This is a genomic window from Bacillus sp. FSL R5-0709, from assembly GCF_038004785.1.
GTDB classification, from domain to species: domain Bacteria; phylum Bacillota; class Bacilli; order Bacillales; family Bacillaceae_G; genus Bacillus_A; species Bacillus_A mycoides.
In genome coordinates, this window is the sequence record NZ_JBBORT010000001.1 from 2,634,439 (window position 1) to 2,659,732 (window position 25,294).

A 25,294-nucleotide genomic window follows, 5' to 3' on the forward strand; every position below is an offset into this window, starting at 1 on the left:
ACTTCCAATAACATTTATATTGATTTTCTAATAACAACTTGAATAACATGAGCTAAGCCAGTATGTCCTTTCCCTTCAATTCGCTCTTGTTCTCCATTAAAGAAATGAATAACCTCATGCCCTTCACACCAAGTAAGAATATCAATTGGATCATACAGCATATCAATATCTTTTGGCCCACCAGTACCATAATTTAATTGTTTTTTCGAATAAACTTCAAACATTATTAATCCACCAGGCCTAATCGTATAAATCATTTTATTCAATACCATTTTTTGATTGTCAGCATGAAAATGTCCAAATACCATAATTGCCGCATCGAATTCATTATCTGGCAAACTATCAGTTAATAAATCTACCTTTTTTGTATGCACGTTTACGTCATACTTCTCGGCTAACTTTTTTGTTTTTTCTAATCCACTCTCAGAGTAGTCAATAGCAGTCACTTCGTGGCCTTTTCTTGCTAGAAAAACAGCATTTCTACCTTCTCCCTCTGCGAAAGCTATTACTTTATTATAATTTGCTAAACGAAATGCTTGTTCTTGAATAAACGTATTAGGTTCTTCCCCATAATAATATTCATCCGATTTAAATCGATCATCCCACATGTTATTCATCTTCTTCTCCTCCTTCTAAATGCTAGTTAGAACCGCTCATCTGTAATATCACTATTAATAGCAATCGCCGCTTTATTTCCCTGTGATGCAGCAATAATTAGCGACGATGGACCTTGAGTCGTTGTTTCTCCTGCTACGTAAATATTTTTTTCTGAAGTACGACCAAAATCATCTATTACAAAAGTTTCATTACTTTGCAGTTCACAACCAAGTTGTTCTAAAAATTGATTTGGCCTAAAAAAAGTAGGTACTATAAATCCACCGGCTCTTTCAATGTGCAAACCTGAATGAAACTCTACTCGCTTTAAATAACCCTCTTCACCTTGTAGTGAACGAATAGGCTCTGTAATAACTCTTATATTTTTATTACACAGTTCATCCATGAAATGCTTACTTAACTCATTACCATTTGTTGCGATTACTAAATCCGTAGACCAGTTATAAACTAATTTTGTCATATGCAACGTATAATCTTCGTTTTCAGAAATAATAATAAGAGGTTGGTCTTTTAATTCCCATCCATCACAATACGGACAACTAAATAAACTTTTTCCATAGAATTCCCGTACTTTAGGGATGGATGGAAATTCTTCCTGTATACCTGTTGCTAATAAAACTCTTTCCGCCAAATATTTTTTATGATCTAATGTCATAATTTCAAATAAACCAGTCGATTGCTTCGTTATCGTTAAAACTGTTTTTTCATAATAATGAATCGATGGATACTTCTTCAAATCATTTAACCCTAATTCCTTAAACTCTTCTGGTTTAATCCCGTCACGTGTAATAAATCCATGAGACTTTTGCGTTACACGATTCCTATTCGTTTTATTATCAAATAACGCTATTTGTTTACGAGCTCTCCCTAAAACTAAACCTGCATTAAGCCCTGCTGGACCTGCACCTATTACTGCACAGTCAATACATTTCATAAATAAACATCCTCCATGAATAAGCTTAACTCATTTAACTATAATTATAGATATTAAAGAGTCTTTTTATCCTTAATTAATTTAAAAATAAAAGCGGATTAAAAATCCACATTTATTTTTTTCGCAAGATCTACGATTTTTTGATTTCGTAACTCTTCTTCCATTTTTTCCTCTGCCGCAAGCATTACTTCATTAATTAAACATCCAGGTTCCTGATGTAAACAGCATTCAAACAATGATGTTTTTCCTTCAATAGCATGTATAATATCTAAAAAAGAGATATCTTCCCAATTACCGCTAAGTGAATAACCACCTTTAGGTCCTGATGATGAATGAATCATGCCTTCCTTCGTCAATTTAGTTAGTATTTTAGATAAGTATGTTGGTGAAACTTTCTGCATTTCCGCTAACTGATGAACACTAACTAACTTATTTGGCGTAGCCTCTGCCAGAAAAAGCATTGTGTGAAGAGCGTAATTTGTAGCTTTAGAATATTTCATAATACGGCTCCTATTGCAGACTTCATGTATCTACAATATCTTCATTTTTTCATCATGTCAAACATTTGTAATTTAAAGGCATGATATTATTTCTTTTCAAGTAATAAATTCGTTGCACAAATCGTCACTTCTCTAAATGGACAGTCAAATAAAACACCCAGTTCGAAACCGTCTTCAGTAAGCTCTATTTCATGGTATAGCCACCAAGCACCTTCAAAATTTTCAGGTATAGAACATTTGGTCACTCCTGTAAAAGAAACTTGAAGTTTATTGAAATCCCTAAAAGTACCAGTGCAATCTAATACGATAGACAAAGTATATTCTGACTTACACTTTACTACTTTAATCACACTATCATGCAGTGAGAATTCATGTAATTGAACAACGTTTGACGGAAGTTTTTTCTTAATGGAATTAAAATATTCTAAGTATGATTGATCTAATTGTGTCATTCTTTTTTTCATAATCTGCTGTCCACTCTAACAAAAGTTTCTTTAATTCATTAGGAGGATATTCTGAATCAATAGTGTTGTTATAAAAGTATGAATGTAGCGTTTCAGGAAGATAATTTAATAAATCTTCTTTCCTTTCTTCTACTTCATCTTTCAAACTTTGTAAATAATCGGGATCTATTTCTTTACATTTTTCTATTGATTCTATGAAATGTACAAATCCTGAAAGTTGCATTTCTTTATACCAATCTCTTGTAAAATATTTCAATGATATCTCTCCTAAAACATTTTAACATCCAACAAAAGCAATATATCTATTTATTATATCATTCCAATAGCTATTTTTTCTAAAGAATAAATGCAAAACTGTAAATATTCCGCCTATTTTTTCTAAAACTTCAGAATATTTACAAAAATGTGAAATTGGAATACATTTTACATGTACAAGTTTTACCTGTACAAAAATCTAAACAAAAAGGGATGGTTATATGTTGAAGAAATTAGTAGCAGGGACATTAGTAGCAGGTTTTGCATTAACTGGAGGATTAGGAGTAGTAAGTGCTGCAGAAAAAGATAATACAATTAAATCATTTGACTATTTAAAAGTTGATGAAAAGAATGTTAATTCATTTACAAAATTAAGCGATCAATCAAAAAAAGACATCCAAATTACTATGGTACTACCTAAGCAAAATGAAAATGGAGATTGGTTAGCTTATGGCTTTACTAGCAGAGAAGCATTGAATGCTTTTATTGAAAAGGATAAAAAGGTACTTAAAAATCAAATTAACCCTTTAGGTAGTGGTGCTGGTAGTACCGATTTTTATGAGCATCAAAATAAAGGTGGACAGTATATTTATTGGAGCAGTGGCTTTAAAAACCTACCTTCTAGCTGGAACGACAGAATTTCTTCTGTAAGTACAGCTTCACCTTCTGCAAGTTATTCAACAACGCTATGGGAACATTCTTCAACTCAAGGATATGGAAAAGGTGTCTCCTTTAGACACTCTGATTGGTATGGTCAAACTGCTAATTTAGCAGCGGATTGGAACGACATAACTTCAGCAATTGAAATCAAATAGTAACAGCGCATTTCAATTAAATAAGCGAAGAAATTTCAAAATCACTATACTCTCATCGATTAAAAAAACATGAGAGTATAGTGATTTTTCTAGTATCTTTTTATACATATTGCTACTTAAATATTATTTACTAAAAAGACCAGTCCTATTAGACTGGTCTTTTTACCTTCAAGCATGTACAGCATGTCCTACTGCCTGCAATAATGCCTCATGAATCGCTTCAGATAAAGTTGGATGTGCTGCAATATAATCTCTCATTATATCAGCGGTTACTTCTGTATGAATCATCACCGTTCCTTGTCCGATTAGTTCGGTTGCACGAGGACCGATAATAGAAATCCCTACAATTTCTTGATATTTAGGTTCCACAATAACTTTTACTTTCCCCGTTTGTTCTCCAATAATAAGCGCTTTTCCGTTCGCTGTAAATGCGAATTCTCCGATGAGGATGTCACCGTATTGCTCTCTTGCTCCTTTTTCTGTTAAACCGACACTAGCAATTTCTGGAGCTGTATAAATACAGCGAGGTACAGCATGATAGTTTACTTTCACATCTTCTCCGCTCGCGTGTAATGCCGCTGTCGTTCCTTCATGGAAGGCAACGTGAGCAAGCTGTATTCCACCAATCACATCACCCGCTGCGTAAATATGTGATCTATTTGTTTGCATATGTTCATTCACAGAAATTCCTTTATTTGAAAATTGAATGCCTGCTTTTTCTAAAGCTAATTCTTGTACACGTGGTTTTCGACCTACAGAAACGAGAATGGATTCCGGGTTGGCTTCTTGGATACTTCCTTCATATTCAAATGAAGCCTGCTTCTTATAATTATTTAATCCTTTTAAAGCCGCTCCTGTAAATATTTTTACGCCATCATTTTCTAGTTTCTCCCTTAAAATTTGTGCGATATCTTCATCTTCACCAGGTAATAATTGCGATGCCATTTCAACAATCGTAACTTTTGTTCCAAGACGACTATAAATGCTTGCAAACTCGCAACCTATTACACCACCACCAACGATTAATAATGATTTTGGTATATTTTCTAGGGACATTGCATGACTACTATTTAAAATCCACTTCCCATCAAATGGAGCAAAAGGTAATTCAGTTGGTTCTGATCCTGCCGCTATAATAAACTGGTCTCCAACTACTACATCTTCTTTATCACCATGTGTAACTCGCACACGGTGATCCGTTTCAAATTTCGCTTTACCTTGTATAACTTTTATTTTATTTTTCTTCATTAAATATTGTATACCTTGTACGAGTTGCGTAACAATTTGTGATTTTCTCGTCTGTATTTGTTTCCAATCAATTGATATATTCTGCTTATCTACTAATACTCCAAAACGATTCGCATGATTAACAATATCGTATACTTCCGCACTTTCTAACAATGATTTCGTAGGCATACAACCGACATTTAAACAAGTCCCGCCAAGATCAGCTTCATCAATAAGAGTGACATCTTTTCCATTTTGAGCCGCGGTAATTGCCGCTACATAACCAGCAGGTCCGCCCCCAATAACAACTAAATTACTCATTTTCTCACCTTCTCTTTATAAAAGAATTGTTATAGGTTCTTCTAAATAACGTTTAATTGTGCGTAAAAATGCAGCTGCTGGTGCACCGTCTAGTACACGATGATCGAATGTTAAACTTAAAGGTAACATACTTCCTTTTCTTAATTTTTTCCCTTTATATACAGGAACATGTTCAATTGCACCTACACCTAAAATACCAGTTTCAGGTGTATTTAATACTGGCGTAAAATATTCAATACCGAAGCTACCTAAATTACTAATTGTAAATGTTGTCCCTTGCATATCATCACTACTTAAACTGCCTGCTCGTGCCTTTTGTGCCACATTTTTAATCTCTTTAGATAACTCTACTAAAGATAGATTATTAGCAAAGCGAATAGCTGGAACGACTAATCCTTTTTCTAACGCGACCGCCATACCTAAATGAACATGTTCAAATTGATGAATGACATCATTTATATACGCGCTGTTCATTTCTTTATGCTCTCTTAGCGCTAATACAACAGCACGAGAAACGAAATCAGTAATAGTTAGTTTGTTATCGTATCGTTTTTGTACAACTTCCGCTATTTCTTTATGTAAAGCAACTAAATCTGTAACATCTACTTTCATCGTTAATGTTAATTGCGCACTATTTTGTAAGCTTGCATGCATACGGTTCGCAATTGCTTTTCGCATACCAGTAATAGGAATGACTTTACTTTCTTCTTGTTCAAGTACTTCTGGAATTGCTACTCTTTCTTCAAGCGCCTTTAATACATCTACCTTTGTAATTCTTCCGCCAGGTCCTGTACCAATTAATGATCTAATATCGAGATTTTCAGTTTTTGCAATTTTCTTTGCTACTGGAGATATTTTAACTCTTTGCTTCGTCACATCTATCGCATATGGTTCTGGATGTTGTACCTTTTTAGGTTCTGGATTAGATGCTTTTTCTTCTACAACATGTATGTTTTCATGAACTTCTACTTTTTCGTCCGGTTTACCGATGTAGCAAATTACAGTACCCGGCGGCACTCCCTCATCTTCACTTACAGCTATATCAAGAACAGTTCCATCAGCTGGTGCTTCTATTTCAGTTTCGATTTTTTCCGAGTTAATACTAGCAATTAGTTCACCTTTTTCTACATTATCACCTGCTTTAATATTCCAGCTCGTAATAATACCTTCTTTCATCGCCATACCTAACTTCGGCATTACAACTTCTACAGCCATGTTTCTCTCTCCCTTCTCATCGTTTCATTACACATGTAATAAAGATTGGTCTCCGATCATTTCTGATACAGTTTCAATTACTTTCTCTGGCGTTGGTAAATATAACTTTTCAAGTGGTGGCGAAAACGGAACTGGTGTATGTGGTGCTGTAATTCGTTTAATAGGTGCATCTAACAAATCGAATCCTTTATCCGCTACAATTGCCGCAATATCTGTTGCGATACTACATCTTGGATTTGCTTCGTCAATAACAATCAGGCGATTCGTTTTTTCAACAGATGCTAAAATCGTATCTTCATCCAGCGGTGATAAAGAACGTGGATCGATTACTTCTACTTCGAGTCCTTTTTCCGATAATTGCTTTGCAGCTGCAAGTGCTGTATGAACTTGTTTTCCAATTGCAACGATTGTTACATCAGAACCTTCACGTTTAATATCTGCTTTTCCTAAAGGAATTGTATAGTGCCCTTCTGGTACTTCGCCTTTCATATTGTAAAGTGTTTTATCTTCAAAGAAGATTACTGGATCGTCATCTTCAATTGCCGCTAATAATAAGCCTTTTGCGTCATAAGGAGTGGAAGGAACGACAACTTTTATACCTGGAATGCTCGTAAATAACGCATATAAACTTTGTGAATGCTGTGCCGCTGCGCTAAATCCAGCACCGTGCATCGTACGTACTGTAACTGGCACTTTCGCTTTTCCACCGAACATATAGCGGAACTTTGCACCTTGGTTTAATACTTGATCAAGACAACTACCGATAAAATCATTAAACATTAATTCAGCTATCGGACGTAAACCTGTTGCAGCAGCTGCCATCGCCGCTCCCATATAACCCGCTTCTGAAATTGGAGTATCTAAAATACGATTTCGACCAAATTCTTGTACAAGTCCTTTCGTAACACCGAGTACACCGCCCCATGCTTCATCATCTTGCAAGTGATCCACTTGTGCACCGCCTGCAACATCTTCTCCGATTAAAATTACGTTTTCATCACGACGCATTGATATTTTCATCGCTTCATTAATTGCAGTTGACATACTTACTGTTCTAGTCATTATTTTTCACCCTCCTCTTATTTGTAAGAAACGTATACATCTTTTAATAATTCTTCATCCTCTGGATATGGACTGTTTTCACTAAATTCAATTGATTTTTGTACTGCTTCATCTACTGCCTTTTCCATATCCACAAGTTCGGATTCCGTTAATAAAGCTTCATGAATTAAATGCTTGCGGAAATGCACAATCGCATCTTTTTCATTTAAATGTTCTTCTTTTTCTTCCGCTGTTTTATACGTTTGTGCTTCTCCTTCAAAATGACCGTAATTACGATATGTCATGCATTCAATTAAAGTTGGGCCACCGCCATTACGTGCACGCTCAACAGCCTCTTCCGCCGCTTTATATACTGCTAATAGATCTTTTCCATCTACTTGAACACCCGGAATGTTATATGCTTTTGCACGATCAGCAATAGAGTTACAACTAGAAGCATATTCAAATGTTGTTGCTTCACCGTAACCGTTATTTTCTGCGATAAAAATAACTGGTAACTTCCAAATCGCTGCTAAATTAACCCCTTCATGGAATGTTCCTTCATTATTTGCTCCGTCACCGAAGAAGCAAACACTTACATCTTTCGTTCCTTTATATTTAGCTGTTAATGCTGAACCGCAAGCAAGTGGAAAACCTCCGCCTACAATCCCATTTGCACCAAGCATTCCTTTATCTAAATCGGCAATATGCATTGAACCACCTTTACCTTTACATAACCCTGTCGCTTTCCCAAAAAGTTCGGCCATCATGCCATTTAAATCACAACCTTTTGCGATACAATGGCCGTGACCTCTATGCGTACTTGTAATACTGTCACTATCTGTTAAGTGGGCACATACACCAACTGCTACTGCTTCTTCACCAGCGTATAAATGAACGAAACCTGGCAGAACGCCTTGCGCGAATAATTCATGAACCTTGTCTTCAAACTTACGAATCTCTAACATTTTTTCATACATCCAACGAGCTTGTTCTTTCGTAATTTCATTCCCTTTACTTTCAGTTGTTTTTAACATGTCCAGCCCTCCTATTTTCTTGTTCATCTTTTATATTGCAAGTACTGTGCCAAATTCTAATCCCTGATTTAATAGGTTTTCTCTTTTCTTTCATAATAAAAAAGTGGACAAAATGAGACATCTGTCTCGTTTTGTCCACTTTTGTTCACCTAATTTGAGAATTATTATCTTATTCATTATCAAAACTCTTCTGTAATTTCCGAATGTAAATAATTTGACCAATGTGATACGCGTTATGAGTCGTTACATTAGCTAATACTTCCCACCACTTCGCAGATACAGGAAATCCAATTACATCACTTTCAACCTTGTCTTCATTTATGAGACTTTGCCATTGTAACAGTTTCTCTAATAGTTTTTCTCTTAACTCTTCAAATGTTTGATTATCTGATAGCATAAAACTTTTGTTATTATCACCAATAGCGGGCACAGCATTAACATTTGATTCTTTGTACCTAGTTTGCCACGTCGTATTCCAATACAGTAAATGTTGTACAATTTCAGCTATACTATTACACTCTTCATTCGGTTTCCAGAAAGCTTCTCTCTCAGATAAATCCTTAACTGCATCTGAAAATGGAATATACCAACTGGGATCATTCGCATTTGCTAATAACTGATCTGCTAATACGTCTTTAACATGGAACACTTTGCTTCCCCCCATTAAAAAGATTCATTTCAAGACAATACTCACTTCTCTATATACGCTGAGTTTGCCAGATCCCCTCTTTTTAGCCTTAATCCCAAACATATGCACATAAAGAAACCAAAAGCACCTAATCCATAAGCTGTTGTATATCCACTTTCCCCGATAATCCATCCTGCAAGTCCTGGTCCAATCATTTGACCAACTGCATAGAAAACGGATATAAAACTAATTGCCATTGAGACATATTTCGGAGATACTTGCTTTGAAGCAGCAACTTGAATTAATAAAAGGATACCTCCGAGGCTGGAACCCCAAATAATTGCCGACATGATAAAGCCAATGGTATGTCCAAATATAATTGGAATCATATCACCTATTACAGCTAATAAAAGTGCAATACATAACGTCTTCTTTATACCAACCCGATCCGAAATCAATCCCCAGACAGGAGCTCCTACGATTGAAAACATTCCTGCAATCGCATAAACAGTTTCCGAAATTGATGCCGCAATACCATTATTAATCATAAAACTAGTTTGATATAAATTTGGAATTAAATAAACAACGCCCACAATAAAATACATCCATGCAATGATGTATAGCTCTTTCGTTTTCCATAAAAACGACTTATTATTCCTTTCCCCCTCATCTTCAGTAACTTCTGGATTTTTCAAAACAATTGAGGCAACGAATACAACAATACATGTAATAACTCCAAACAAAAGCCATGAACCACGCCAACTATACTCTGGAAATGCACGTACTATATAAGGAACAATTATTCCACTAAATAGCATGCCTATGCCAGCACCGCTTAATAATAGCCCCATTGCAGTTCCTCTTTTTTCTGGAAACCATCCTACTGTTATTGACATGAGTGGTGTATATACAAGGGCACTACCAGCTCCAGCACATAACATACAAATAGAGGCTATCCAAAATGAGGAGACAAATGCTAATCCTATTAAACTTATAACGACGAGCCAACTCCCTATTAATAAAACTGATTTTGCTCCAAAACGGATAGTAAGTATTCCAGATGTTCCGACTGTTAATAAATACCCTAAAAAGAGTATGGTTCCTAACATACCTGCTTGAGCTGTAGATAAATGGAGTCCTTCTTGCATAAACGGCAATATAATTCCATATGCCATACGTGCAAAACCCGTCGTTGTTATAATAAGAAACATTCCTGTTAATACAAATATCCAAAAATGACTTTCATTCCGTTCTTTCATTTAAATTCCTCCATAAAAAGTTATTTCCAATTGGATGTTGTTTGTAATTATAATGACCATTACAAAAAGCAACTACCAAATGACGGAGGAATTTACGGTATAGCGGATTATTCCTGTTTTACGTTAATAAATACGTAAAAATTCTGATGGATTCATTCCATACTTTTTACGAAATAACTCTGAAAAATGACTGACATTATTGTATCCAACTGCAAATGCCGTTTCGGTCACATTACTATTTCCCGAACGCAGTAAATCTATCGCATGCTCCATACGCTTTTCTCGTAAATATGCAAATGTGGACATCCCAAATAATTCTTTAAACCCAATTTTTAATTTATAATCATTTAACTCTACTATTTTAGCTAATTCTAATAATGATGGGGGTGATTCCATTCGTTGAAGTAAAATTTCTTCAGCCTGTTTTATTTTATTCAAATCCTGTTTTGATAATTGACTCCTTTTATTTGCGTCACAATCATTAAGCAACACTCTCCCCAAATGTATAGAAAGCAATTCGAGCGCTTTACTTTCTAATTCTAGTTGACTAATACGATCCTTTTGGGGATGCTCTATCATTCTCTTAATAAGATTAGATGTTATAGAATCAATTGGATTTTGAAACTTTTTAAAAGATTGATTTCCTAATATAGAATGAAAATCAAGACTTTTTTCAATAGCATTATTCATCATGAAATGATTAAACAATTGTACAGGAATCCCAATCGCTAATGAATATAGAGGCGTTTCTTTTTCATATTCAAATACTACATCAAAATCATTCATAAAATATAAATAGCTATTTCCAGTCATTAATTCATACGAAGAATGACCAACTTGCACTCCTCCGAACCCTTGTAAACAAAAATTAAGCTCCACCATTGCTGCATCAGATGCAAACTGGATGCGATGGTTATTATGAAATTGATAATTTGATAACACAATTTCCATACCTGAAAATGAAGTCCATCTTCGTATTTCACCCATACCTATTGTTTTTGGAACATTCATATGTCTTTCCTCTACAACTTGTAAACCATAAAAATATTTATGAAAAATATCATGAAAACCGTTAGTCTCCATGAAACCCACACTCCTTTTATGTAAAAACCAAAATTTAATTGATAATTATTTTCAATTATATCAAATATCTTTATACAATAAATAGATTTTCTCTTTATAACTCGTTATGATAAAAGAAAAAGAAAGCGAGCGAACAATGAATAAAAAAATCGCGATTATTACAGGAGCATCAAGTGGATTCGGACTTTTAACGACACTTGAACTTGCAAAAAAAGACTATTTTGTCATTGCTACAATGCGCAATCTTGAGAAACAAATAGACTTAATATCTCAAGCTACTAAACTCGACTTACAACAAAATATAAAAGTTCAACAATTAGATGTAACAGATCAAGGTTCTATACATAACTTCCAATTATTTTTAAACGAAATAAACAGAATAGACATTCTCATAAATAATGCAGGATATGCAAATGGGGGCTTTATCGAAGAAATCCCAGTGGAGGACTACCGTAAACAATTTGAAACAAATCTTTTTGGAGCTATATCCATCACGCAACTTGTCTTACCATATATGAGAAAGCAGAAAAGCGGAAAAATCATTAATATAAGCAGTATTAGCGGGAAAGTAGGATTCCCTGGTCTATCTCCTTACGTTTCTTCAAAATATGCATTAGAAGGCTGGAGTGAATCCCTTCGCTTAGAAGTAAAGCCTTTCGGAATAGACGTTGCCTTACTTGAACCTGGTTCTTATAACACGAACATATGGGAAGTTGGTAAACAATTAGCTGAAAACCAATCTGATACAACCTCTCCTTACAAAGAATATATGGATAAAATACAAAAGCACATAAACAATGGCAACGATACACTTGGTAATCCGATGGATGTTGCAAATAAAATCGTAGAAATTGCTGAAGCAAGGCGTACTACATTACGATACCCAATTGGGAAAGGTATAAAATTTATGATCTTTGCGAAGAAGGTTCTTCCTTGGAGATTGTGGGAGTTTCTTGTATTGAGGAGTTTTAAGAAGATGTAAGTAACTTTATTGAAAAAATATGTAAGGAGGTGCTAATTAAATGCTAGGTTTACCCTATGGTAAAGTGTTTTTAGTTCCGTGGTCCGAAGAGTGGGAATTTGAGTTTTCAAAAGAAAAACAATTAATTGAGGAACACATTGGAAAATATATTTTAGCGATACACCATATTGGAAGTACTTCCATCCCGCATTTAAGCGCAAAACCTATTATTGATATTGCGATGGAATTAAGAGATTCCAAAAGTGGTCTAAAATGTATTACGAACCTAGAACAATTAAATTATAAATATAGAAAAGATGTATTACCCGAAAGGTATTATTTCAATAAAGGTGAGCCAAGAACTCATCAAATTCATATGTATGAACAAGGGAATCCATATTTAATAGAACAATTAAAATTCAGAGATTACTTAATAGACAATAAAACTTCTCGTATGCAGTATGAACAGTTAAAGATTCAACTTTCAACAGCTAACCCTAATGATAAGCATAAATATGCAGAGGATAAAACAAATTTCATTAAATCCATATTGGCTAAAATAAATGATTAAATTGCGAAGACCGAACTTCGTACACATAATAAGAAACCATTCATGTATAGATGAATGGTTTCTTATTAATTAGTTATCTCATTATTTGTACCATCAATAATCATTTTAGTATGAACCCTGTTATTATTAATGCTACAACTCCTAATAATGAAATCAAAAACTCCCGCGATTCCTTATCATATTTCCACTCCATATATGATTGAAATCCATATAACGTAATAAAAAATAAAAGAGGTACATAGCCCATATATATACGATTTGGAAGAAAAGTGCTTATAGCAATAACAACTATATAAGAGGAAATGATAATTCTATTTCCCCACTTATGTGTATCATTCACATATTGGTTATTCCATCCTTTTTGTTTCGGTATATTTAACTGTCTTCTCGCTATTCTTTCAAAAACCAATAAAGATAGCACCCATAAAATTAATAAGGATATTTTTGTAACGGACAGAAAACCCTCTCCTTTTTATTTTTTTACTTTAATTTTCTCCGGCTGATCACTCGGATACGTAGCATTTGTTTTGTTTTCTAGGTCCCAACTAATAATGGTCGCACTATCTCGTCCTAATTGATGATGAACGTGTTCTAAAACATTGTGAACATGTTCTTTAAGCTCTACATTATTTCCATTCATATCATTATAAAGATTTAATGGAGTTTCATAACGGCGTTCCCCGCATTCTAATACCCCATCTGTCACCATTACAATTCGATTCTTTCCAGTACGTAATTCACGAATTCCTGATGAATAGCAAGGAACGGGTAAATCAAATGTGTTTACATTTCCAATCCATTCGTAAAAGTGGCGTTGATTCAATGTATATTGTCCTAATTTATGTAATTCATCATGAAATACATAAACTAAGCAATCACCTATGGAAAGCCACCATATGTAATTTTCTTTTCTTACGCATATTAAGCAAGCAGTTTCACCTTTTACCCTTTCGCACTTTTCTTTAAATGAGCGGGATTGAAATATCGTAAGTATATAATTTTCAACAGATCGAAATACGGTTTCAATTGATTCTTTCATAATCACTTCTATATTTTCATATTCTTTTTGGATTGTATTTACTACTAATTCAACACTTTCTGCACTATTATGCCCGTCTAATATAACGGCGAATTCCCAATCACCATTCGACAAAACTAATGCACCGTCTTCATTCTTTTTTGCTCCGGCACTTATATTCCCGCCGTATCTACCAAGTACGATATCACCATATTGCTTTACTGAAACTTCGTCTAAACACATTTCCCTACTTCCAACCCATGAATATTGTGTATTATTTGTTGTATGCATACTCATTTACCATATACTTTCGTATTCTTTCGCATAGTTTTTTAATTTTCTCTGAATCTCCATGTGGTGCACCTTTGCTTTCTTTAAGCGCTTTACTTACTCTACTTGTTATCAGTCCGAATGCCTTTGCCTCATCTTCAGTTAATTCAGCGAGACCAGGTACATGTCTCTTTATATCAATCATTACATAACCAAGATATGTTTCTTCTGCATCCCAATGGACATGTCCAACGTAAATGAGTTCATCTTCGTAAATAGCTCCACCTGAAACTGTAATGTTCCCTTTATGTTTTTCACAAATGAAGCAGTTTTGTTCTGCTTGATTGTTTATTGGCATATCCATCACCATCCTTTGCATATATAATATCATAAAAAAAGGGAAAACAGGTTTTATATTCAGAAAATTCAATCTCTTAAAACAAGAATTTTCACATTAAAATAATTTACAACTCATTATTTCTTCAAAAGCGTAATCCCCATTCCAACTGCAATCCCAATCGCTATTCCGATTGCTATATTATCAGTAAATACACCAGGAATTACACCGATTACAACACCTATAGCGACACCAATTGTCATAGCATCATTTCTTTTTTTATTATTAGCCAAAATAGCATCTCCTCTCATAATTTCTCCCCATATAATATCCATTTACATGAACGTTGCTGTCTCCTAATATATTTGCTATTCCGCTTGGGAATTTCCAGAAAATGTACTTTATTACTTTTCCATTCCCCCTACATAATCCTCTTCGTTTGAAAGAATTTTTAAGTCACCATTACATATACATAGGCATTTACTATAAGAAAGATCAGTAATTTATTGAAGGAGGAACGATTCAAATGTATCCTCATTGGAATCCAAATATAAATCAACAATATGCTTACTCCCCCCATCCAGTAAGGAATACACTGCATTATGATTCGCAATACATGATGCAGCGCATCGCAAGCCTTGAAAGCCAATTAGCTAAATTAATCTCATTAATCGAAGAAAATAATCAATTAATAAAATCAATGGAACAACAGCAAAACCAAGTTTGTGCACCAGCTGGAGGCTCTGTTATTGTTCGGATGTAATTCGAATTCAAAAAACACACTTTGTAGTATAAAGTGTGTTTTTTGAATTATTTTCTTTTTGTATAAAACCCTTGCGTAATTCGGTCTAATATAATCGCAATCACGACGATAGCTAGTCCAGCTTCAAATCCCATTCCGATATTTACTTGTGTTACAGAGCGATATACATCGACGCCAAGTCCTGGCGCTCCTACAAGTGAAGCTGTTACAACCATTGATAACGAAAGCATAATACTTTGATTCACGCCAGCCATGATCGTTCCGGTTGCGAGCGGTAATTGTACTTTAAATAATTTTTGTGATGCGGTAGAGCCAAATGCATTCGCAGCTTCAATTAAATCTTCTGGAACTTGTCTAATTCCTAAGTCTGTAAATCTGATTGTCGGTGGCATAGCAAAAATAACGGAAGCAATAATGCCTGGTACGACGCCTACTCCAAAAAATGTTATCGCGGGAATGAGATAGACGAATGCCGGCATTGTTTGCATAAAATCTAATGTCGGCTTTAAAAATTTTGAGAAACGTTCATTTTGAGATGCTAAAATGCCAATGGGAATTCCGATAATAATTGAAATAATAACTGACGTAAGTACGAGCGCTAATGTTTGCATCGTTTGTGCCCAGTAGTTAATATTTAAAATAAATAATAATCCGATGAGCGTAAAAATGACTAAAGATAATTTCCTCGTTGTGTACCAAATGAGGAAACATAAGATGATAATCATCACTATGGCTGGTATTATTGTTAAAAAATTAGTGAGTAAATCAACAAATCCACCGATAATATAGGAGAATCCTCGGAACAAGCCTTCAAAGTGCTCATATAAACTTGCAACAAATGAATCGACCCATTCGCCTAATGGAATGCGCGGAATATTATTCATCGTCTTTCACCTCTTCCTCAATGTTACCTGCAAGAGCTTGAATGACACTTTCACGTTTAATAATTCCTCTCAACCTTTTCTTTTCATCAATTACGGGTAATGGATATTTCATCTCCGCCATTTTTGCATACGTTTCTTCCAGTAATGTATCTAGATAAACGTGTGGAATATCGTTAAGTAATAAATCAGCAATTGGCCATTGTTTTTTCATTGCTTTACTTGCATCATCCGCTGTTAAAATACCTAAAAACTCATACTTTTTGTTCACAACATATACCGTAGAAACACCTGCATTTCTCATAATTTGCAAAGCTACACGCGGCCCACGATCGATTAATAACGTTTCTGGTCTTTTTAAAATAGATTCTGCCGTAATTACTTTTCCTAAATTCACATCCGCAACGAATTTCTCTACAAATTCATTTGCAGGGCTCATCATAATTTCTTCCGGTGTTCCAATTTGGACAATTTCTCCATCTTTCATTAATGCGATACGATCACCAATTCGAAGAGCTTCATCTAAATCATGTGTAATAAAAATAATTGTTTTTTCCATTTTATCTTGTAACTCTAACAATTCATCTTGCATTTCTTTTCGAATTAGTGGATCTAATGCACTAAATGACTCGTCCATTAGTAATACATCTGGATTATTCGTTAGTGCCCTTGCAATTCCAACACGCTGCTGCATACCACCACTAAGTTGACTAGGGTAATTATCTTTATGATGATCGAGTCCTACTAACTGTAGCGATTCTAACGCCTTATTTTCTCGTTCCTCTACTGGAACTCCTTGAATTTCTAACCCGTACGCAACGTTTTGTATTACCGTACGATGTGGAAATAAAGCAAACTTCTGAAAAACCATACTCATTTTCGTCCTTCTTACTCTTCGCAATTCTTCTTTTTCCATCGTTGCGATGTCTTCACCATCTATGTATATATGCCCCGCTGTCGGTTTAATTAATTGATTTAGCATTCGAACCAATGTAGATTTCCCACTACCAGACAAACCCATAATAACGAAAATTTCTCCAGTGTATACTTCAAACGTTGCCTTTTTTACACCAACGTTCATTCCTGTCTCCTTTAAAATTTCCGATTTGCTTTTTCCTTCTTTTAATAAGGTAAGCGCCCGTTGCGGATGTTTCCCAAAGACTTTTGTTACATTTTCAACACGTACCTTTGTATTATCCATGTCACTACTCCTTTTCTACCCATCTATTTACATAGTGTTGCGATTTTACAGAGAAATATTACATAAAAATGACATATATAAGATTTCTTTAAAAATTCTTGTTTCCGTTCATAATAAGAAGGTTCACTTATAGATTAATTTATAAAAAGCAAAAGCTTCACAGGAGGTTTTGAATGCGAAAAAAAATATGGATTATAAGTCTGTTACTATTTATTAGTATGATTTTCACTTCTTGTAATGCAACAAATGCAAATTCGAAAGGAAAAATTAAACTTGGTGTAACAAGTTGGAAAGAAAATATCGCAACCGCAAATATGTGGAAAGTTTTATTAGAAGAAAAAGGCTATAAAGTTGAACTCATGTATTTAGAAAAAGCTGCGATATGGACTGGCGTCGCACGTGGTGATGTTGATGCGAATCTAGAAGTATGGCTTCCTGTTACGGATAAACCATTAAATGCCCGTTACAAAGATGACTTCGTCTTAAAATCAAAATGGTATGAAGGTACTGGGCTTGGTTTAGTCGTCCCTTCTTATGTGAAAAACGTTAACAGTATTGAAGATTTAAATGCACATAAAGATGAGCTAGATAATAAAATTGTTGGGATTGAACCTGGTAGTAGCCTAATGAATTTAACGAATAAAGCAATGAAGGAATATGATATAAAACTAAAACTTGTCCAATCTTCAGAAGCTGCGATGATGAGCGAACTAAAGAAGGCATATACGAAAAAGAAACCAATCGCTGTTACGCTTTGGAATCCTCATTGGGGCTTTTCAGAATTTGACTTAAAATATTTAAAAGACCCTAAGAAAGTATATGGTGAAAAAGATGACATTTATTACTCCGTTCGTAAAGGTTTCGAAAAAGATCATCCGGATATTGTGAAATACTTTGATCAATGGAAAATGAACGATGAACAACTTGGTACGTTAATGGTCATGTTAAATAAAACGAAAGATCCAGAAGAAGCTGCTCGAAAATGGATAAAAAAGAATCAAGCTTTAGTTGATGAATGGATAAAAGAATAAAGAATGACAAAAACAGGCTAGAGAATTTAGTATATTCTCTAGCCTGTTTTACGTTATTTTTTCTCAATAACTGCATCAACAATTCCATATTCCTTCGCTTCTACTGCCGTCATAAAATAATCTCTTTCTGTATCATGAGCTACCTTTTCTACTGGTTGCCCTGTTCGATCAGATATAATTTTGTTAATATCATGTTTTAACTTTAATATTCTTTTTGCTGTAATTTCAATCTCCGTTGCTTGACCTTTTACACCGCCGAGCGGTTGATGAATCATGATTTCACTGTTAGGGAGCGCAAATCTTTTTCCTTTTGCACCAGCTAATAGTAAAAGCGCACCAAACGATGCCGCAAAGCCCATACAAAGTGTTTGCACATCTGGTTTAATAAGGTTCATCGTATCTAATATTGCAAATCCCGCTGTCGTTGAACCACCCGGACTATTGATATACAGGAATATATCTTTTTCTGCATCTTCCGCTTCTAAAAACAATAATTGTGCTACTACACTGCTGGCAACTTGATCGTTAATTTCTGAACCAATCATAATAATTCGGTCTTTTAATAATCTTGAATATATATCATAGGAGCGTTCTCCTAATTTCGTTTGTTCTATTACGTAAGGAATTACACTCATTATAAATCCCTCCATCTGTTTTATGCCGCATTAAGCATACAACTGTAAGAAGAAGATTGTTTCATACTGAAGAATAACACTGGTTGTATTGATGGTAACTTAGTGAAATCTATTGTTGGGAGAAGTTTCGTCAACAATTCAGGTCTTTCTTCTCGAATAGAAGTTACAACGATTTCAACATCATCCGTGTACTCCACTATTTCAATGCCTTCTTCATTTACAGTTTTCAGCCTATTTCTACTCCTAAATAAAGATGCTTTCACTGCCCCTTCTGATACAGAGCATATTTTTGCAATATCCGCGATACTATACTGAAAAACATCCTTCAATAATAAAATTACGGATTGTTGCACATTTAACGAAGACAATACTTTCCCTACCATTTCATGCAAATCTGCAATTTTTCCATGTGGTTCTTCAAATGTATTTTGCTGTTCTAACTTTTCTTGAACGGATTTTGATTTCATTTGATCTAACCATTGATTTCGAGCAATTTTATACAGAAGCGTTATACAAATTTCCTTCTCACTATACTTTTGAAGAACTTTGCAAATTGCTTCTTGGGCAAGGTCTTCCCCATCCCATTTGTTTTTCGTCAAAAACGTACAGTATCTTTTTACCTCTGCATAATGTGTAATTAAAAAATTTATATTTGAATGATTCATATCGATATGATCCTTTAAAACCTGAGTTACTTTTGTGCACAAAATAACCACTCCTTTTCAGCGCTTACTTAATAAACGATTGAACAAATAAAAAAGTTACGGGGCTTATAATTAATTTTATGTTTATGTTCATGAATACGGGTCATAAATATGTTATATAGCATTTTACATGAGGAGGAATCAATTTGCCAAAATTAACAGTTGAAGGTACCGGAACTTTCGATATTAAAGAAGGAACGAAATTAGTATTAGCACTTGAAGATAACGGTGTACACATTCTTCATCGTTGCGGTGGCAAAGCAAGATGTACAACTTGTAGAGTTGAAGTCATTGCAGGTGATTTTTGTGAGGCGACAAATGATGAAAAACAAGCTATTACGGAAAAAGGAATTGAAGACCACTTACGATTATCGTGCCAAATGCGTGTACATAAAGATATTACCGTTCGCCCTATACTTACAGTTGAAAATTCCGGTTTAGATGCTGGATCACGCCCGGCGGAGTAAAATGATGAATTTAAAACAGCTTGCAGGCGAATATGCTGCTGGCTTTGTAAGAGATGGTATGACGATTGGACTTGGTACGGGTTCAACCGTATATTGGACGATACAAAAGTTAGGTCACCGTGTACAAGAAGGGTTATCTATTCAAGCTGCACCGACATCAAAAGAAACTGAAGTATTAGCAAAACAATTATCTATTCCGCTAATCTCTTTAAATGAAATTGATATACTTGATCTCACAATTGATGGAGCAGATGAAATCAATAATGATTTACAATTAATAAAAGGTGGTGGTGGTGCATTACTTCGCGAAAAGATTGTTGCCACCTCCTCTAAAGAACTTATTATTATTGCAGATGAATCCAAACTCGTTTCACATTTAGGTACCTTTCCACTTCCTATTGAAATCATCCCCTTCTCTTGGAAGCAAACTGAAAAGAGAATTCAATCTTTAGGATGCGAAACGCGTTTACGTATGAAAGATGGCGGACCATTTATAACTGATAACGGCAATTTAATTATTGATTGTATTTTTCCAAACAAAATATTGAATCCAAATGATACACATACAGAGTTAAAGATGATTACCGGTGTAGTTGAAACAGGATTATTTATCAATATGACGAGCAAAGCGATCATCGGAACAAAAAACGGTATAAAAGAATATTAAGCATGTTAAAGGCTGACTTTTACAAGTCAGTTTTTTCTTTTATAGCATTACAGTATGATATACTATGAAAACACATTCATATCACACTAGAAAGGGCTGAACAATTTGCAATCCAAACTCATAACAGAACTTACAGATTTAGAAACTGCCTTTCACATTCGAAAAGAAGTCTTTGTAAAAGAACAAGGTGTCCCTCTTGAAGATGAATTCGATACATATGACCAAATTGGCGAGGCATGCAAACATATATTAGTTTATTATAATGAACTTCCTGTAGGAACTGGCCGTATACGATTCGTTGACGGAATGGGTAAACTAGAAAGAATTTGTATTTTAAAAGACTATCGCAAATACGGATTAGGCAAAGTAATCATTCAAAAGTTAGAAGAGATTGCTCGTAACAAAGAAGCAAACAAAGTTAAACTACACGGTCAAACACAAGCTGAAGGGTTTTATGAAAAATTAGGCTATCAAACTTCTTCCGACGTATTTATGGAAGATGGAATTCCACATATTCTTATGACGAAAGTGTTATCATAATAGAAAGGTTACTATATGATTCTACATTATGTATTCGTATAGTAACCTTTCTGTAGCTTATTCGTTTGAAAGTCTCTTTGATGAATATTCTAGATTAATACAAAAAGACGACGCTGAATACGTCTTCTTTTTTATAAGCAGAAAAGTTAACTCTCAAACTTCCTTTTTTTGCATCAAAGCCCATCATCTTTCATTTCATTTTGAGGTAAAGCTTACACTGTTTTCCATAAGGATAAAGCAAAAATCCAGTTTGGATCCCCATGTCCTTCATAATTCTGGACTGCTTCATACACTTTTCCCTCGTGTAAAACTCTATCTTCCTTTTTATATGCTTTCTTTGCATCCCACGCTTCATATGAAGCACTTTCAGTTTTTGTAGTGATTGTGAACGTATCACTTTGTATGGATTCATTTCCAACTACATCCACTGCTTTCACTGCATATTTATAAGTAGTATTAGCGAGTAAATTTTTATCCATATAAGAAGTCGTATTGGATGTTGCAATTTTTTTCATTGTTCCTTCTATTTCTCTATAAATATCGTAATAGTCTACTCCAACGTTATCATCAGATGGGCTCCACATTAGATCCACACTTGACGCTGTTGTTCCCATGCTATGTAATCCTTTTGGTTGTGTTGGTGCTTCTGTATCAGGAGCTTCAACTGTTGTTTTCACTGTAAGCGCTGTACTTTCTTTCGATACATTGCCAGCTGCGTCAATTGCTTTTACAGTATAAGTGTATTCTGTGCTTGGTTGTAATTTCTTATCAATAAAATAAGTGCCTGGTACTGTGTCAATCATCTCTCCGTTACGGAAGATTTGGTACCCTTTTACTCCTACATTATCCGTAGAAACGTTCCATGTTAGTTCTATACTATTCGCTGTTACTTTTTGCGCCTGAATTCCATTTGGAATACTTGGCGCTTCTGTGTCTGGTTTCACATTATTGATGAGATTCACATCAATTACATTATAGAACGCATTTGCTGTATCAGCTACATCCCATACAGCTAAAATCACATGATATCCACTACGGTCAGTAGGTACATTGATTTTATGAGTTAAATTATTTGAAGCTGCAGAACCATCATGTTGTACAGTGCCAATTGGCTCAAAGTCTGCTCTTGTTAGTGCTTTATTTGGATTCCATCCTTTTTTTGTAATATAGTAGTGCCATTTGCTTGTTAAGTGAGGTGCTGTATACTTCCAAGTAAATGTATTTTCCCCACCAGTGATTGTATTTTTAAACCAACGATTTGCTGTTTGTTGATCTAAAATACCGCCAAATTTTCCACCTGCAGAAGCGATTTGCCCATCAACTGGGCCACCTTGTGGGAATCCTTTTGGAGCTTCTAAACTTTGTGGTTCATACATAACACTTCCGCAGTTTACATTTAGAGCACCATAAGTTGGACTACATAAAGCGGAACGGCTACCAGGCTTTTCAACAAAGCCGTGCGCGTATGCATTTTGAGGAATAAGTGTCGTGCTGATAATTCCAGCTGTTAATGCAACAGCTCCTATACTTTTTTTGTTCATTTTCAAGTTTTGTAGTTGTTTTAAAAATCGATTATTCATGTTCCTGTCCCCTTCTTGTTATACTTCGTAGTGTAATGTGGGCTTTGATGTAAAAGAATAACAAGAGTCAATCTTATTTCGTGTATGCGTAAATATGCATACACCGTCGTAAAGAAACATTTCATTTCTTGTGAAATATTTCACTTATGGAATATATCATGACATAGAAATCACCTAAATGTGTGCAGAAGTTGTGCAGAAACAGTGAAATTACTACTAACACGTAAAACTACATCCTAAATTTATAAAGTAAAAGTGAGCAATAGAAATTGTAGTACTTGTAATGAAAAATTTTAGGTATATATATGGATGAATTGCACCAAGTCGTCTTGAAACCCTTCATCGTTAACTTAAAACGCATGGCAATGTGAGATCACATTATTTTAAAACAACGTGCCATCTCCATTTTCCATATATCTTTCTATCAATACTTTGAAATTACTTATCACTTGTAAACATTTCCGAATCCGTCAATATAGTTTCATAAAACTTATCATATTCTTCACTGTATTGAAGTTTTAACTTTTCTATTAAACTTGTATCTGGTGAAACAATGTCAATAACGTCTGTACTTATATACAATAAATAAGTATCGTTATAAAAAGAAATATACGCTTGCTGATCACCATTAACGACATACTTGCAATACTTATATACTTCATCTTCATGTACACCTTTAATCGTAGTAAATATGATTGTACTTTCAAGATCATCAACGTCTACTTTCGTTTCTGTCCAATTCTTAATCTTCATGAACCTTCCAATTTTTGTTTTCTCATTTATTCTCTTACTTTTACCATATGTTATGTAACCGGAAATAAATGAAACATCAATCGTATCAGGACTTTTAAAAAGTTCAGTCAAAATCCCTCTTAATCCTCTCAAATTACCCTCAAATAATTCTATATCGAATCTAATTCTATTTTTCGCCTCCACTTGAAAAAATGGTGTAGCTGTCATATCAGCAAAATTTACATCTAGTATTTTCATTCTTTCCATTTCATCAATTCCTCGCTTCATATAACATAAAAGTGTCTATATCATTTAATATAGACACCCTTTCACATGTATAGTTTTAATAACAGCCTGTAAATTTAAAAATTTCATCAACAGCTTGCTTATACCCACCTGATTTTCGGAAAGACTCCTTCATATTCAAAACAGTTTCTTTGAATGAAGAGTTATTTAATACTAGATCTACACTCTCACGTAGTTGACTCTCCGTTAATCCTTGCATTTGTAATGTAACCCCTGCTCCGAGATTCTCAACTTGCCTTGCGATTACTGGCTGATCTGCACTTTGCGGAATTACAACGAGTGGAACACCGTTATATATCCCTTCATGCGTACTGTTCATACCGCCGTGTGTAATAAATAGTTTCGTATATTTGAGAAGTTCAGTTTGTGGTACATAGTTTTTCACAATGAAGTTTTTAGGGATATTACCTAAATCACTTATTTCCGTTTTGTTGCCAATAGACATAACAAGTGTATGCTTACTATTCTCGAACGCCTTCATACAAAGTTTATAAAAATCAAGCGCTTCATTAAAAACAGTACCTAATGAAATGTAAATCAGGCTTTTTTCTTCAATTGAAGTGTAATCAAAACCTTCATTTTTCACTTGTGTAGAGATAGATGGACCCACAAATTTGAATGTTTCATTAAATGTATCCCCAAAAGGTTGGAACTCCTTAATTGTATACACAATAGTAAGTGAAGCTGGATTACAGAAAACTTCATACGGTGAGTTTATATTAACACCATATTTTTCTGTAATTCCATTAGTTAAGTTTTCAAAATCATTATGTATTCTATCCTGAACTTCCAGTGGGATATTTTTAGAAAGATGGTCTAACATTTGTTTAAATGATTTTTCATCTTGTGCAAAAGATGTGCATGAATTTATGGCTGGAAGATTAAGAATTTGGGCAATTAAGCGACCACAGCCAAACATCGAATCATGAATAATATAATCAAAATGTTCACCTTCAATTTGTTCTAGAACACTAGGTATTACAATATCAGCTGTATGTAGAAGGCCGTTTATTCTTTCCTGTAAATAATTTCGACCACCGGAAAGAAATGCTTTTATAAATTTTTCATCATCAATCGTTCGTACAGTAGCACCTGTCTTCTCAATACGCTCCCTGAAAGCCTCTATTGAAAAATAAACTACCTCTTCACCGCGAGAAATCAGTTCTTCTACAACATGTAATGTTGGATTTATATGTCCTTCTGATCCAGCGTTAATGAATAAAACACGTGCCATTC

The 25,294-nt window shown here is 34.5% G+C and carries 29 protein-coding genes and 1 pseudogene; 8 read left to right on the top strand and 22 right to left on the bottom strand.

The features are described 5' to 3' along the window. Positions 1-14 precede the first annotated feature (14 nt). The 4 genes and pseudogenes from MKX37_RS13400 to MKX37_RS13415 form a co-directional block, all read right to left on the bottom strand. Positions 15-617 (bottom strand): class I SAM-dependent methyltransferase, encoded by a 603-nt coding sequence (locus MKX37_RS13400; RefSeq protein WP_001062014.1) that lies wholly within the window; start codon positions 615-617, stop codon positions 15-17. A gap of 26 nt (positions 618-643) precedes the next feature. Next, positions 644-1,549: an NAD(P)/FAD-dependent oxidoreductase gene (locus tag MKX37_RS13405; protein ID WP_002013066.1), complete on the bottom strand. Its 906-nt coding sequence runs from the start codon at positions 1,547-1,549 to the stop codon at positions 644-646. A gap of 98 nt (positions 1,550-1,647) precedes the next feature. Beyond that, positions 1,648-2,049: an Rrf2 family transcriptional regulator gene (locus MKX37_RS13410; RefSeq protein WP_078422470.1), complete on the bottom strand. Its 402-nt coding sequence runs from the start codon at positions 2,047-2,049 to the stop codon at positions 1,648-1,650. Between the two features lie 86 nt (positions 2,050-2,135). Beyond that, positions 2,136-2,769, bottom strand: a pseudogene (locus MKX37_RS13415) (DUF4085 family protein). Between the two features lie 220 nt (positions 2,770-2,989). Between MKX37_RS13415 and MKX37_RS13420 the strand changes: the two are divergent. Continuing rightward, positions 2,990-3,583, top strand: coding sequence for a hypothetical protein (locus MKX37_RS13420; RefSeq protein WP_078422335.1), 594 nt, complete (start codon positions 2,990-2,992; stop codon positions 3,581-3,583). Between the two features lie 168 nt (positions 3,584-3,751). Here the strand turns inward: MKX37_RS13420 and lpdA are convergent, their stop codons facing one another. The 7 genes from lpdA to MKX37_RS13455 form a co-directional block, all read right to left on the bottom strand. Further along, complete coding sequence (gene lpdA / locus MKX37_RS13425; RefSeq protein WP_002127713.1) at positions 3,752-5,131, bottom strand: dihydrolipoyl dehydrogenase; 1,380 nt, start codon at positions 5,129-5,131, stop codon at positions 3,752-3,754. 15 nt (positions 5,132-5,146) lie between these two features. Further along, a complete protein-coding gene (locus MKX37_RS13430; protein WP_078422336.1) occupies positions 5,147-6,346 on the bottom strand; it encodes a dihydrolipoamide acetyltransferase family protein in 1,200 nt (399 codons plus the stop codon). Positions 6,347-6,373: 27 nt separating this feature from the next. Next, on the bottom strand, positions 6,374-7,408 hold the full coding sequence (gene acoB / locus MKX37_RS13435; protein WP_002127716.1) for an acetoin:2,6-dichlorophenolindophenol oxidoreductase subunit beta: 1,035 nt from the start codon (positions 7,406-7,408) through the stop codon (positions 6,374-6,376). A gap of 17 nt (positions 7,409-7,425) precedes the next feature. Next, entirely contained in the window at positions 7,426-8,424 is a 999-nt protein-coding gene (gene acoA / locus MKX37_RS13440) for an acetoin:2,6-dichlorophenolindophenol oxidoreductase subunit alpha (RefSeq protein ID WP_002127717.1), read from the bottom strand. 169 nt (positions 8,425-8,593) lie between these two features. Beyond that, on the bottom strand, positions 8,594-9,073 hold the full coding sequence (locus tag MKX37_RS13445; RefSeq protein ID WP_002085139.1) for a DinB family protein: 480 nt from the start codon (positions 9,071-9,073) through the stop codon (positions 8,594-8,596). A 41-nt stretch (positions 9,074-9,114) separates the two neighbouring features. Next, positions 9,115-10,311 carry an MFS transporter gene (locus MKX37_RS13450; RefSeq protein WP_078422337.1) on the bottom strand — a complete coding sequence of 399 codons (1,197 nt, stop codon included), beginning with the start codon at positions 10,309-10,311 and terminating at the stop codon, positions 9,115-9,117. A gap of 123 nt (positions 10,312-10,434) precedes the next feature. Beyond that, complete coding sequence (locus MKX37_RS13455) at positions 10,435-11,394, bottom strand: helix-turn-helix domain-containing protein (protein ID WP_002065832.1); 960 nt, start codon at positions 11,392-11,394, stop codon at positions 10,435-10,437. 136 nt (positions 11,395-11,530) lie between these two features. Here MKX37_RS13455 and MKX37_RS13460 point away from each other — a divergent pair, with 136 nt between their 5' ends. After that, a complete protein-coding gene (locus tag MKX37_RS13460; RefSeq protein ID WP_217700480.1) occupies positions 11,531-12,376 on the top strand; it encodes an oxidoreductase in 846 nt (281 codons plus the stop codon). A gap of 40 nt (positions 12,377-12,416) precedes the next feature. After that, entirely contained in the window at positions 12,417-12,926 is a 510-nt protein-coding gene (locus MKX37_RS13465) for a GrpB family protein (RefSeq protein ID WP_002200267.1), read from the top strand. Between the two features lie 100 nt (positions 12,927-13,026). Here MKX37_RS13465 and MKX37_RS13470 read toward each other — a convergent pair whose 3' ends face one another. From MKX37_RS13470 to MKX37_RS13485, 4 genes are all read right to left on the bottom strand, one after another. Then, positions 13,027-13,335 carry a DUF4181 domain-containing protein gene (locus MKX37_RS13470; protein WP_003189862.1) on the bottom strand — a complete coding sequence of 103 codons (309 nt, stop codon included), beginning with the start codon at positions 13,333-13,335 and terminating at the stop codon, positions 13,027-13,029. A gap of 63 nt (positions 13,336-13,398) precedes the next feature. Next, a complete protein-coding gene (locus MKX37_RS13475; protein ID WP_170935230.1) occupies positions 13,399-14,235 on the bottom strand; it encodes a PP2C family serine/threonine-protein phosphatase in 837 nt (278 codons plus the stop codon). Further along, complete coding sequence (locus tag MKX37_RS13480) at positions 14,219-14,584, bottom strand: HIT family protein (protein ID WP_078422349.1); 366 nt, start codon at positions 14,582-14,584, stop codon at positions 14,219-14,221. The genes MKX37_RS13475 and MKX37_RS13480 overlap by 17 nt, the downstream gene beginning before the upstream one ends. 104 nt (positions 14,585-14,688) lie before the next feature. After that, positions 14,689-14,862 carry a hypothetical protein gene (locus MKX37_RS13485; protein WP_002127725.1) on the bottom strand — a complete coding sequence of 58 codons (174 nt, stop codon included), beginning with the start codon at positions 14,860-14,862 and terminating at the stop codon, positions 14,689-14,691. Positions 14,863-15,077: 215 nt separating this feature from the next. Between MKX37_RS13485 and MKX37_RS13490 the strand changes: the two genes are divergently transcribed. Next, positions 15,078-15,314: a hypothetical protein gene (locus MKX37_RS13490; protein WP_002085127.1), complete on the top strand. Its 237-nt coding sequence runs from the start codon at positions 15,078-15,080 to the stop codon at positions 15,312-15,314. A 47-nt stretch (positions 15,315-15,361) separates the two neighbouring features. On the opposite strand, the gene MKX37_RS13495 is transcribed toward MKX37_RS13490, so the two are convergent. Further along, positions 15,362-16,198, bottom strand: a complete 837-nt coding sequence (locus MKX37_RS13495) for an ABC transporter permease (RefSeq protein ID WP_002127727.1) — start codon at positions 16,196-16,198, stop codon at positions 15,362-15,364. Continuing rightward, the gene (locus MKX37_RS13500) at positions 16,191-17,396 is read right to left on the bottom strand and encodes a quaternary amine ABC transporter ATP-binding protein (protein WP_078422339.1); all 1,206 of its coding nucleotides are present in this window, start codon (positions 17,394-17,396) and stop codon (positions 16,191-16,193) included. Before MKX37_RS13500 ends, MKX37_RS13495 begins: the two co-directional genes overlap by 8 nt. A gap of 173 nt (positions 17,397-17,569) precedes the next feature. Between MKX37_RS13500 and MKX37_RS13505 the strand changes: the two genes are divergently transcribed. Next, on the top strand, positions 17,570-18,427 hold the full coding sequence (locus tag MKX37_RS13505; RefSeq protein ID WP_002085124.1) for a glycine betaine ABC transporter substrate-binding protein: 858 nt from the start codon (positions 17,570-17,572) through the stop codon (positions 18,425-18,427). 53 nt (positions 18,428-18,480) lie between these two features. On the opposite strand, the gene clpP is transcribed toward MKX37_RS13505, so the two are convergent. Then, positions 18,481-19,062, bottom strand: a complete 582-nt coding sequence (gene clpP / locus MKX37_RS13510) for an ATP-dependent Clp endopeptidase proteolytic subunit ClpP (RefSeq protein WP_002136712.1) — start codon at positions 19,060-19,062, stop codon at positions 18,481-18,483. Between the two features lie 20 nt (positions 19,063-19,082). After that, positions 19,083-19,769 carry an RNA polymerase subunit sigma-70 gene (locus MKX37_RS13515; protein ID WP_002127730.1) on the bottom strand — a complete coding sequence of 229 codons (687 nt, stop codon included), beginning with the start codon at positions 19,767-19,769 and terminating at the stop codon, positions 19,083-19,085. 143 nt (positions 19,770-19,912) lie between these two features. Here MKX37_RS13515 and MKX37_RS13520 point away from each other — a divergent pair, with 143 nt between their 5' ends. From MKX37_RS13520 to MKX37_RS13530, 3 genes are all read left to right on the top strand, one after another. Further along, a complete protein-coding gene (locus tag MKX37_RS13520; RefSeq protein ID WP_002189833.1) occupies positions 19,913-20,233 on the top strand; it encodes a 2Fe-2S iron-sulfur cluster-binding protein in 321 nt (106 codons plus the stop codon). A gap of 4 nt (positions 20,234-20,237) precedes the next feature. Beyond that, the gene (rpiA, locus tag MKX37_RS13525; RefSeq protein WP_002136714.1) at positions 20,238-20,900 is read left to right on the top strand and encodes a ribose 5-phosphate isomerase A; all 663 of its coding nucleotides are present in this window, start codon (positions 20,238-20,240) and stop codon (positions 20,898-20,900) included. Between the two features lie 105 nt (positions 20,901-21,005). Then, positions 21,006-21,440, top strand: a complete 435-nt coding sequence (locus MKX37_RS13530) for a GNAT family N-acetyltransferase (RefSeq protein WP_002189834.1) — start codon at positions 21,006-21,008, stop codon at positions 21,438-21,440. Positions 21,441-21,652: 212 nt separating this feature from the next. Here MKX37_RS13530 and MKX37_RS13535 read toward each other — a convergent pair whose 3' ends face one another. The 3 genes from MKX37_RS13535 to MKX37_RS13545 all read right to left on the bottom strand — a co-directional run bounded on the left by MKX37_RS13535 (position 21,653) and on the right by MKX37_RS13545 (position 25,292). Then, entirely contained in the window at positions 21,653-23,020 is a 1,368-nt protein-coding gene (locus MKX37_RS13535; protein ID WP_078422340.1) for a lytic polysaccharide monooxygenase, read from the bottom strand. Between the two features lie 438 nt (positions 23,021-23,458). Beyond that, positions 23,459-24,019: a phosphatase gene (locus tag MKX37_RS13540; protein WP_078422350.1), complete on the bottom strand. Its 561-nt coding sequence runs from the start codon at positions 24,017-24,019 to the stop codon at positions 23,459-23,461. Between the two features lie 76 nt (positions 24,020-24,095). Next, on the bottom strand, positions 24,096-25,292 hold the full coding sequence (locus MKX37_RS13545) for a macrolide family glycosyltransferase (protein WP_002127735.1): 1,197 nt from the start codon (positions 25,290-25,292) through the stop codon (positions 24,096-24,098). Positions 25,293-25,294: the final 2 nt, after the last annotated feature.

Coding starts and splice junctions, on each gene's coding strand:
- MKX37_RS13400 (WP_001062014.1), bottom strand. CDS start 617: ATGAATAACATGTGGGATGATCGATTTAAATCGGATGAATATTATTAT.
- MKX37_RS13405 (WP_002013066.1), bottom strand. CDS start 1,549: ATGAAATGTATTGACTGTGCAGTAATAGGTGCAGGTCCAGCAGGGCTT.
- MKX37_RS13410 (WP_078422470.1), bottom strand. CDS start 2,049: ATGAAATATTCTAAAGCTACAAATTACGCTCTTCACACAATGCTTTTT.
- MKX37_RS13420 (WP_078422335.1), top strand. CDS start 2,990: ATGTTGAAGAAATTAGTAGCAGGGACATTAGTAGCAGGTTTTGCATTA.
- lpdA (WP_002127713.1), bottom strand. CDS start 5,131: ATGAGTAATTTAGTTGTTATTGGGGGCGGACCTGCTGGTTATGTAGCG.
- MKX37_RS13430 (WP_078422336.1), bottom strand. CDS start 6,346: ATGGCTGTAGAAGTTGTAATGCCGAAGTTAGGTATGGCGATGAAAGAA.
- acoB (WP_002127716.1), bottom strand. CDS start 7,408: ATGACTAGAACAGTAAGTATGTCAACTGCAATTAATGAAGCGATGAAA.
- acoA (WP_002127717.1), bottom strand. CDS start 8,424: ATGTTAAAAACAACTGAAAGTAAAGGGAATGAAATTACGAAAGAACAA.
- MKX37_RS13450 (WP_078422337.1), bottom strand. CDS start 10,311: ATGAAAGAACGGAATGAAAGTCATTTTTGGATATTTGTATTAACAGGA.
- MKX37_RS13455 (WP_002065832.1), bottom strand. CDS start 11,394: ATGGAGACTAACGGTTTTCATGATATTTTTCATAAATATTTTTATGGT.
- MKX37_RS13460 (WP_217700480.1), top strand. CDS start 11,531: ATGAATAAAAAAATCGCGATTATTACAGGAGCATCAAGTGGATTCGGA.
- MKX37_RS13465 (WP_002200267.1), top strand. CDS start 12,417: ATGCTAGGTTTACCCTATGGTAAAGTGTTTTTAGTTCCGTGGTCCGAA.
- MKX37_RS13475 (WP_170935230.1), bottom strand. CDS start 14,235: ATGCATACAACAAATAATACACAATATTCATGGGTTGGAAGTAGGGAA.
- MKX37_RS13480 (WP_078422349.1), bottom strand. CDS start 14,584: ATGGTGATGGATATGCCAATAAACAATCAAGCAGAACAAAACTGCTTC.
- MKX37_RS13485 (WP_002127725.1), bottom strand. CDS start 14,862: ATGAGAGGAGATGCTATTTTGGCTAATAATAAAAAAAGAAATGATGCT.
- MKX37_RS13490 (WP_002085127.1), top strand. CDS start 15,078: ATGTATCCTCATTGGAATCCAAATATAAATCAACAATATGCTTACTCC.
- MKX37_RS13495 (WP_002127727.1), bottom strand. CDS start 16,198: ATGAATAATATTCCGCGCATTCCATTAGGCGAATGGGTCGATTCATTT.
- MKX37_RS13500 (WP_078422339.1), bottom strand. CDS start 17,396: ATGGATAATACAAAGGTACGTGTTGAAAATGTAACAAAAGTCTTTGGG.
- MKX37_RS13505 (WP_002085124.1), top strand. CDS start 17,570: ATGCGAAAAAAAATATGGATTATAAGTCTGTTACTATTTATTAGTATG.
- clpP (WP_002136712.1), bottom strand. CDS start 19,062: ATGAGTGTAATTCCTTACGTAATAGAACAAACGAAATTAGGAGAACGC.
- rpiA (WP_002136714.1), top strand. CDS start 20,238: ATGAATTTAAAACAGCTTGCAGGCGAATATGCTGCTGGCTTTGTAAGA.
- MKX37_RS13535 (WP_078422340.1), bottom strand. CDS start 23,020: ATGAATAATCGATTTTTAAAACAACTACAAAACTTGAAAATGAACAAA.
- MKX37_RS13540 (WP_078422350.1), bottom strand. CDS start 24,019: ATGGAAAGAATGAAAATACTAGATGTAAATTTTGCTGATATGACAGCT.
- MKX37_RS13545 (WP_002127735.1), bottom strand. CDS start 25,292: ATGGCACGTGTTTTATTCATTAACGCTGGATCAGAAGGACATATAAAT.